The organism is Bradyrhizobium acaciae, from assembly GCF_020889785.1.
Taxonomy (GTDB): Bacteria; Pseudomonadota; Alphaproteobacteria; order Rhizobiales; family Xanthobacteraceae; genus Bradyrhizobium; species Bradyrhizobium acaciae.
Genome location: NZ_JACMYK010000221.1, coordinates 1 through 7,979, shown reverse-complemented (window position 1 = coordinate 7,979; position 7,979 = coordinate 1). Strand labels below are relative to the sequence as shown.

Genomic DNA, 7,979 nt, shown 5'->3' with positions numbered 1-7,979 from the left:
CAGCCCGGCTGCGTCGCAGTCCCCAACGCCGCCGCCGGCCGCCCCGGTGCAGACCGCCGACCCCTTCGGCGAGCCGTTCACGCTCGAGCCGAAGAAAGTCGTCATGCTGAAGGGCACAGCCAACTGGGATTCGGCCTTCGACGCGCTGATCGAGGCGTTCAAGCAGCTCACCGCGCTGCTCGACAAGGACGGCATCAAGGCATCGGGCAATCCGATGATCGTCTACACCTCGACCGACGACACCGGCTTCACCTTCATCGCCGAAATCCCGGTCGACCAGGACGCGAAGAACCTCGGCAAGAACATGAGCATGGGCAACTCGCCGGACGGCAAGGCGCTGAAGTTCGTCCATCGCGGGTCCTACGACAACATGGACAACACCTATGAGGCGATCACCAATCACCTCGACGACAAGAAGCTCGAAGCCAAGGACACCTTCATCGAGGAATACATCACCGATCCCTTGAAGACCGCCGAAGACAAGCTTGTGATCAACGTCTACGTACCCCTGAAGTGAACCACATGACCCATCGCCTCCCCTTTGCTGCCGCCCTCATCGCGACCACCCTGCTGGCAGCGCCCGCACTGGCCGACAACGACTTTCCGCCGGCGATTTCGGTCACCGGCGAGGCGACCGCATCGGCCGCGCCCGACCAGGCGCAGCTTGACGCAGGGGTCACGACCGACGGCAAGACCGCACGCGAGGCCACCGAAGCCCACAATGTGACGATGGGCAAGGTGTTGGCCGCGCTGAAGGGCGCCGGCATCGCCGAGAAAGATTTTCAGACCTCACGGCTGTCGTTGCAGCCGCAATTCGCCAACCGCCCGCCGTCGTCGCCGAACGCTCCGCCCAGCATCGTCGGTTATCACGCCAGCAATCGCGTCACGATCAGGCTGCACGATGTGAGCAAGGTCGCCAGCGTCATCGACGTGCTGGTGGGTGCCGGCGCCAACGATATCGGCGGGCTCAATTTCTCGGTGTCGCAGGCCTCCAAGCTGCTCGATGACGCCCGCGAGAAGGCCGTCGCCGACGCCCGCCGCAAGGCGGAGATCTACGCCAGGGCCGCCGGCGTCACGCTCGGCGCGCCCTTGAATATCGCGGAGGTCGGTTCGGCGCCGGTGCCAGTGTTCCGCGCCAAGATGGCTACGGCCGGATTCGCCGCGCCGACGCCAGTGGCGCAAGGCGAGGAAACGCTGACGGTCAATGTCAGTGTCTCCTGGGCGATCAAGGAGAAGTAGCAATTGCTGTCGTCCCTGCGAAAGCAGGGACCCATAACCACCGCGCGTGGTGAAAGGGCAAGCTGGAGCCACAGCCTTGTTCAACAACAAAGCCCTGTGGTTGGGTCCCGGGTCGCGCTTCGCTTGCCCGGGACGACACCGTCTAAATCTCGAACACCTGCCCCGGCTTCAACGCCACGAACTTTTCGCGCGACACCTTGGCCGCATCGAGCGCTTCGTCCAGCGCAATCGCCGGCGCGTCGATCGCCTCGTCGGTCAACTGGAACGTGCCGTGGTGGTGCGCCAGCGCCTGCGCCGCGCCGCAATCGGCCAGCGCCTTCACGGCGTCCTCCGGATTCATGTGCTGGTCGCGCATGAACCAGCGCGGTTCGTAGGCGCCGATCGGCAGGATCGCGAGCCGCAGCGGGCCGTGCGCCTCGGCAACCCGGCGGAAATGACGACCGTCGCCATAGCCGGAATCGCAGACGATGTAGAGCTTGCCAGCCGGCGTCTCCAGCACGAAGCTCGCCCACAGCGCCTTGTTGCGATCGAACAGGCCGCGCGCCGACCAGTGCCGCGTCGGCACCAGCACCACCGCAAGACCATTGCCGAGCTCGACGCGCTGATGCCAGTCGAACGCCTCGGCCTTGATCGCGGCATCGGCCGCGCGCATCGTGACGTCGTTGCCGAGCGGCGTGATGACGCGCGGTGCAAACGCGGCGTTGAGCTTCGACAGCGTCGCTGTGTCGAGATGATCGTAATGACCGTGCGACACCAGCACGACGTCGATCCCAGGCAGCTTGTCGAACGCGATGCCGGGATCGTTGTGCCGCTTGGGACCTGCGAAGCTGAACGGCGAGGCCCGCATCGACCACACCGGATCGACCAGGATGTTGAGTCCGCCGGTCTGGATCAGCCAGCTCGCATGGCCGACGAAGCAGAACCGCACCTTGTCGCCATCGACACGGGGCGGCGGCGTATCGGCATAGGCGCTCGGCGCCGATTCGGGCCAGACCGCGCGCTTGCGGCCGCCACCGAACTGCCAGCGCAGCACCTCGCCGAGCGACTTCGGCGGCGCTCCGTCCGGGTCGAAAAAGTGCAGGCCGTCGAAATGATCGGAGACGGGGCCGTCGTAGGTTTTCATGTAAGTCATCCAGATCGAGGGCACGCCGATCGCAGCGGCGGCTCCGGTCAAGGTTGCGAGAACGCGGCGGCGGGTGACGGGCGAGCGGGTTCCCAAACAGGAGGCGGGCTCCGGTTATATGGGTGGCAGCGGCAGATTCTGAACCAGATCGACAAATCGACGTAATTTCAGTATCTTAATGACCAGACCGGGCGCTTGGCGGCGAAACTTTCCTTGACTTTGCCGCCCCGGCAGCGTTTAACGCCGCAACTTTCTCGGAAAGCTCCGTCTTTTCGACCCGCCGACTGGTCCTGGAGGCCAGAGGCCAACGCCCGACAGCGCGATGCGCCCTCGGGCGCGAAAGTGTTTGGACCACCGTCTTGGCGCGCCGTCTTGGCACGGTACCGAGGCTGACTATCTGGTCATCACCCGCGAAAGCGGGTGATCCAGTATTCCAGAGCAGTTCGGATTGAACCGAGAGGCCGCGGCGTACTGGATACCCCGCTTTCGCGGGGTATGACGAGCAACGAGTGACGCGCTCTCAGGGGCGTAACGAAGGACAACGGCATTGTTCGACAATCTGTCGGAACGGCTTGGTGGCATTCTCGATCGTCTGACGGGGCGCGGTGCGCTGACCGAAAAGGACGTCGATGCCGCGATGCGCGAGGTGCGCCGCGCGCTGCTCGAGGCCGACGTCGCGCTCGAGGTGGTCCGCAGTTTCATCGACCGGGTCCGCGAGCAGGCGATCGGCGCCACCGTCGTCAAGTCGGTGACCCCGGGCCAGATGGTGGTGAAGATCGTCCATGACGAGCTCGTCGCCACGCTCGGTTCCGACGGCCAGACCATCGACATCAACTCCGTGCCGCCGGTGCCGATCATGATGGTCGGTCTGCAAGGCTCCGGTAAGACCACCACCACCGCGAAGCTCGCGCGCCGCATGGTCCAGCGCGACAAGCGCAAGGTGCTGATGGCCTCGCTCGACGTCTACCGTCCGGCGGCAATGGAGCAGCTCGCGGTGCTCGGCCGCGACCTCGATATTCCGACCTTGCCGATCGTCGCCGGCCAGATGCCGCCGCAGATCGCCAAGCGCGCGCTGGAAGCCGGCAAGCTCGGCGGCTATGACGTCGTGCTGCTCGACACCGCCGGCCGCACCACGCTCGACGAAGACATGATGAAGGAGGCGGCCGAGATCAAAGCCGCCGCCAACCCGCATGAAGTGCTGCTGGTCGCAGATAGTCTCACCGGCCAGGACGCGGTCAACCTCGCACGCTCGTTCGATGAACGCGTCGGCCTCACCGGCATCGTGCTGACGCGCGTCGACGGCGACGGCCGCGGCGGCGCCGCGCTGTCGATGCGCGCGGTCACCGGCAAGCCGATCAAGCTGCTCGGCATCGGCGAAAAGACCGACGCGCTGGAGGACTTCCATCCGAACCGGATCGCCGGCCGCATCCTCGGCATGGGCGACGTGGTCTCGCTGGTCGAGAAGGCCGCCGCCAACATCGACGCCGAGAAGGCCGCGCGCACCGCCGAACGCATGCGCAAGGGTCAGTTCGACCTCAACGACATGCGCGAACAGCTGCAGCAGATGGCGAATATGGGCGGCATCGGCGGCCTGATGGGCATGATGCCCGGCATCGCCAAGATGAAGAACCAGATCGCGGCGGCCGGGATCGACGACAAGATCATCAAGCGCCAGGTCGCGGTGATCGATTCGATGACGCGGGCCGAGCGCAAGAATCCGGACATCCTGAAGGCGAGCCGCAAGAAGCGGATCGCGGCGGGCGCCGGCCAGAGCGTCGAGCAGGTCAACAAGCTTCTGAAGATGCACCGGAACATGGCCGACATGATGAAGGCCATGGGAAGCGGCAAGCGCGGCCCGCTCGCCGGCATCGCGCAGGCGATGGGTTTTGGCGGCGGCATGAAGCCGCCGTCAGCCGAGGAAATGAAGGCGCTCGCCGAGAAGATGCAGGGCGGCGCCGGCGGCGGCCTGCCCAATCTGCCGAAGGATTTGCCCGCAGGCCTCCGCGGTGGCCTGCCGAACGTGCCGGGCCTGACCGGCCTTTCCGGCAAGCCGATGCTGCCGGGCCTCGGCGGCTTCCCGGGCAAGAAGAAATGAGGAATTCGTCGCGACGGCTCGCATACGGCCGGCGCGACGCGGAATGCCGATCAATCGAACACATTGACCTTTGAAGGAGAACTAAATGTCCGTTGTTATCCGCCTCGCTCGCGCAGGCACCAAGAAGCGTCCGGTCTATCACGTCGTCGTCGCCGACTCGCGCTTCCCGCGCGATGGCCGCTTCATCGAGCGTCTCGGCCATTTCAACCCGCTGTTGCCGAAGGACAACGAGGCCCGCCTGAAGCTCGACATGGACAAGGTCAAGGCCTGGCTCGCCAAGGGCGCGCAGCCGTCGGATCGCGTGACCCGCTTCCTCGATGCCGCTGGCGTCGTGAAGCGCACCGCGCGCAACAACCCGGAGAAGGCCGTGCCGCGCAAGGAGCGCAAGGCGCAGGCCGAAGCCGCCGCCAAGGCTTAAGCTGACCGGCGACCACGGTGACTGCACCGGTCTGTGTCGCCCGTATCGGCGCTGCGCATGGTGTGCGCGGCGCCGTCCGGCTGTGGACCTTCACCGAAGATCCGCTGGCCGTGAAGGACTACGGCCCGCTGATGACCAAGGACGGCGCGCGCCAGTTTGAGGTCACGCATCTGCGCGAGGCCAAGGACCATCTGGTGGTGACGCTGAAGGGCGTCGCCAGCCGCGATGATGCCGAACGGCTCAACGGTCTCGAGCTCTACGTTCCGCGCGACCGGCTGCCGGAAACCGACGATGGTGAATACTACCACACCGACCTGATCGGCCTCGCCGCGGTGACGACATCGGAGCAACCGCTCGGCAAGGTGATCGCGATCCATAATTTCGGCGCCGGCGACATCATCGAGATCGCCCCGCCGCAGGGCGCGACGATGCTGCTGCCCTTCACCAACGCCGTGGTGCCGACCGTTGACATTGCTGGCGGCCGCGTCGTGATCGAGCTGCCGCAGGAGATCGACGGCGACGATCCGTCGGCTGCCTGATCAATATTTCTCAACCAGTCATCCGGCCCTGCTGCTCGAGCCAGTCGCAGAACACCGCGCTGTGCGGATCGTTGCTGCGCCCTGCCGGAAAATAAGCGAAGTAGCTCCGCGCCGGCAGGCTGACATCCGGAAACGGCGTAACCAGACGCCCGGCCGCGAGGTCATCGGCAATCAGCGCCGTCGGACCCATCGCCACACCGAGACCATCGAGCGCGGACTGTATCGTCAGATAGAAATGATCGAAGGTCAGCGACGCCGCCGGCTCCAGCGCGGATTGCCCGGCCTCGGTGAGCCAGTCGCGCCACAGCCGCGGCATCGACGTGACGTGCAGCAGCGTATGCCGCGAGAGATCCGCGATCTCATGCAGCGGCAGTTGCGCCGATAGCGACGGGCTGCACACCGGCAATCTCCGCTCCGACACCAGGAAACGTGACGAGAAGCCGTGAAACGTATCGGGCCCGCCGCGGATCACGACGTCGAACGGTTCGGCCAGAGCATCCACCGGATCATTCGACGTGCTCAAGCGCACCTCGATATCGGGATGCTCGGCGCGAAACCGGCTCATCCGCGGCAGCAGCCAGCGCAAGCTGAAGGTCGCAAGCGCGTTGACGCGCAACACGGCGACCGCCGCGTCGCTGCGGCGCGCGCGATGCTGCTGCACAGCCGCCGAAATCCGGTCGAGCGCCGGTGCGAACTCCGCCAGCAATGCCGCGCCGGCCGGTGTCAGCACCACGCGCCGAACCGATCGCCGAAACAGCGCCGGTGCGCCCAACCATTCCTCGAGCAGGCGGACCTGCTGGCTTACCGCGCCATGCGTCACGCTGAGCTCGGCAGCGGCTTCCTTGAAGCTGCCGAGCCGTGCAGCGGCCTCGAAAGCGCGAACCGCATTGAGCGGCGGCAGGCTGCGGCGTGGGACGAACATGATTCCTCGGTACCAGATTTTCTAACACATAATCCGATTATTACTGATTTGTGACAACGACCGATCGGGCGCATGCTGCGCAGCAAGCTACTCACATATATCTATTTTTTGAAAGCCCCCTCCGATGCACCGCCATCCTGCCTTTAGATTTTCTCGATTTGGATGGCGACGATGAGCGTGTCCGCGGAAGCCGGCGCATCCTCTCCCGGCAGCACCAGGGCGGCCCGTACGCTGGCCGTGACCGGGCTGAACCACGCCCTCCACGACGGCTATACCGACCTGATCTACGTGCTGCTGCCGGTCTGGCAGGCCGAATTCGCGCTGAGCTACGGGCTGCTGGCGCTGCTGCGCGGTCTCTATGCGGGAGCGATGGCCGGGCTGCAGATCCCGGTCGGACGCATCGCCGAGCGCATCGACGGCAAGGTCATCCTGGTCGCAGGCACAGCGCTTTCGGCACTCGGCTACGTGTTCGCCGGATTTTCGGGCGGCGTCATCGGGCTTGGCTTCGCGCTTGCGCTCTCCGGTGCAGGCTCGAGCACGCAGCATCCGATCGCATCATCAGCGGTGTCGCGTGCCTATGGTGCCGGCGCGCGCGGGCCGCTCGGCATCTACAATTTCTCGGGCGATCTCGGAAAGGCCGCGATCCCGGCACTGACGTCGGTCCTGCTCGTGATCATGTCATGGCGGCACGCGCTGCTCGTGCTCGCATCGGCGGGATTGCTTGTCGCGATCTGCATCGCGCTCTGGATGCCGTCGGTCGGCAAGGGCGCCGAGCACAAGGCGGCGGCTGCGTCGCGCCACGAAGGCGCCGGCGGCGGCTTTCCCTGGCTACTCGCGATCGGGATTCTCGATACCGCAGCCAGGATGGGCTTCCTCACCTTCCTGCCGTTCCTGTTGCGCGACAAGGGCGCGTCGCTGCCGACCAACGGCCTCGCGCTGGCGCTGGTCTTCATCGGCGGCGCCGCCGGGAAATTCACCTGCGGCTGGCTCGGCGAACGCATCGGCACGCTGCGCACCGTGCTGATCACCGAAGGCGGTACGGCCGCGCTGATCGTCGCGGTGCTGCTGTTGCCGCTCGCACCGGCCATCGTGCTGCTGCCGCTGCTCGGGGTGATGCTCAACGGCACGTCCTCGGTGCTCTATGGCACGGTGCCCGAGCTGACGCCGGCGCATCAGACCGAGCGCGCCTTCGCATTGTTCTATACCGGCACCATCGGATCGGGCGCGATCGCGCCTGTGCTCTACGGCCTGCTCGGCGACGCGCTCGGCCCGACGCTTGCCACCACGGCGACCGCGCTCACCGCGCTGGCGATCTGTCCGCTCGCAATGGTCCTCGCACAGCATCTCGCCGATGACGCCGGAACGCACCGCGCCGGTGCCTGACACCGCGATGATGCAGAGCCTCGACCTTGCGGCCGTGGTGCCGTAACCAGAGGCCATGATATGGCAAGACCCTGCATCCCAAGCGACGATCTGGCGCGCCACCGTGCTGACCCTGTTCCCGGACATGTTTCCGGGACCGCTCGGCGTGAGCCTGGCCGGCAAAGCGCTGGCAGGCGGCCTCTGGGCGCTGGAGGCGCGCGACATCCGGGCGTCGGCCACCGACAGGCACCGCAGCGTCGATGATACGCCGGCCGGCGGTG

General features: G+C 66.1%; 8 protein-coding genes and 1 pseudogene. 7 read left to right on the top strand and 2 right to left on the bottom strand.

Going from position 1 to position 7,979, the window contains the following annotated elements; translation table 11 throughout:
* Both H8A92_RS38600 and H8A92_RS38595 read left to right on the top strand, forming a co-directional pair.
* On the top strand, positions 1 to 517 hold a 517-nt coding region (locus H8A92_RS38600), incomplete at its 5' end, for a GyrI-like domain-containing protein (RefSeq protein ID WP_229200514.1).
* 5 nt (positions 518 to 522) lie between these two features.
* Positions 523 to 1,239, top strand: a complete 717-nt coding sequence (locus H8A92_RS38595; protein WP_229200513.1) for an SIMPL domain-containing protein — start codon at positions 523 to 525, stop codon at positions 1,237 to 1,239.
* Positions 1,240 to 1,381: 142 nt separating this feature from the next.
* Here H8A92_RS38595 and H8A92_RS38590 read toward each other — a convergent pair whose 3' ends face one another.
* Positions 1,382 to 2,362, bottom strand: coding sequence for an MBL fold metallo-hydrolase (locus H8A92_RS38590; protein ID WP_229200512.1), 981 nt, complete (start codon positions 2,360 to 2,362; stop codon positions 1,382 to 1,384).
* Between the two features lie 547 nt (positions 2,363 to 2,909).
* Between H8A92_RS38590 and ffh the strand changes: the two genes are divergently transcribed.
* From ffh to rimM, 3 genes are all read left to right on the top strand, one after another.
* Positions 2,910 to 4,457 carry a signal recognition particle protein gene (gene ffh / locus H8A92_RS38585; RefSeq protein WP_229200511.1) on the top strand — a complete coding sequence of 516 codons (1,548 nt, stop codon included), beginning with the start codon at positions 2,910 to 2,912 and terminating at the stop codon, positions 4,455 to 4,457.
* A gap of 85 nt (positions 4,458 to 4,542) precedes the next feature.
* Positions 4,543 to 4,875, top strand: coding sequence for a 30S ribosomal protein S16 (gene rpsP, locus H8A92_RS38580; RefSeq protein ID WP_029081296.1), 333 nt, complete (start codon positions 4,543 to 4,545; stop codon positions 4,873 to 4,875).
* 17 nt (positions 4,876 to 4,892) lie between these two features.
* Positions 4,893 to 5,414: a ribosome maturation factor RimM gene (rimM, locus tag H8A92_RS38575; protein WP_229200510.1), complete on the top strand. Its 522-nt coding sequence runs from the start codon at positions 4,893 to 4,895 to the stop codon at positions 5,412 to 5,414.
* 10 nt (positions 5,415 to 5,424) lie between these two features.
* On the opposite strand, the gene gcvA is transcribed toward rimM, so the two are convergent.
* The gene (gene gcvA / locus H8A92_RS38570) at positions 5,425 to 6,336 is read right to left on the bottom strand and encodes a transcriptional regulator GcvA (RefSeq protein WP_229200509.1); all 912 of its coding nucleotides are present in this window, start codon (positions 6,334 to 6,336) and stop codon (positions 5,425 to 5,427) included.
* A 171-nt stretch (positions 6,337 to 6,507) separates the two neighbouring features.
* Here gcvA and H8A92_RS38565 point away from each other — a divergent pair, with 171 nt between their 5' ends.
* Together H8A92_RS38565 and H8A92_RS38560 are read left to right on the top strand one after the other, a co-directional pair.
* Positions 6,508 to 7,719, top strand: a complete 1,212-nt coding sequence (locus H8A92_RS38565) for an MFS transporter (protein WP_229200508.1) — start codon at positions 6,508 to 6,510, stop codon at positions 7,717 to 7,719.
* A 55-nt stretch (positions 7,720 to 7,774) separates the two neighbouring features.
* A pseudogene (locus H8A92_RS38560) lies at positions 7,775 to 7,979 on the top strand (tRNA (guanosine(37)-N1)-methyltransferase TrmD); the annotation flags it as partial.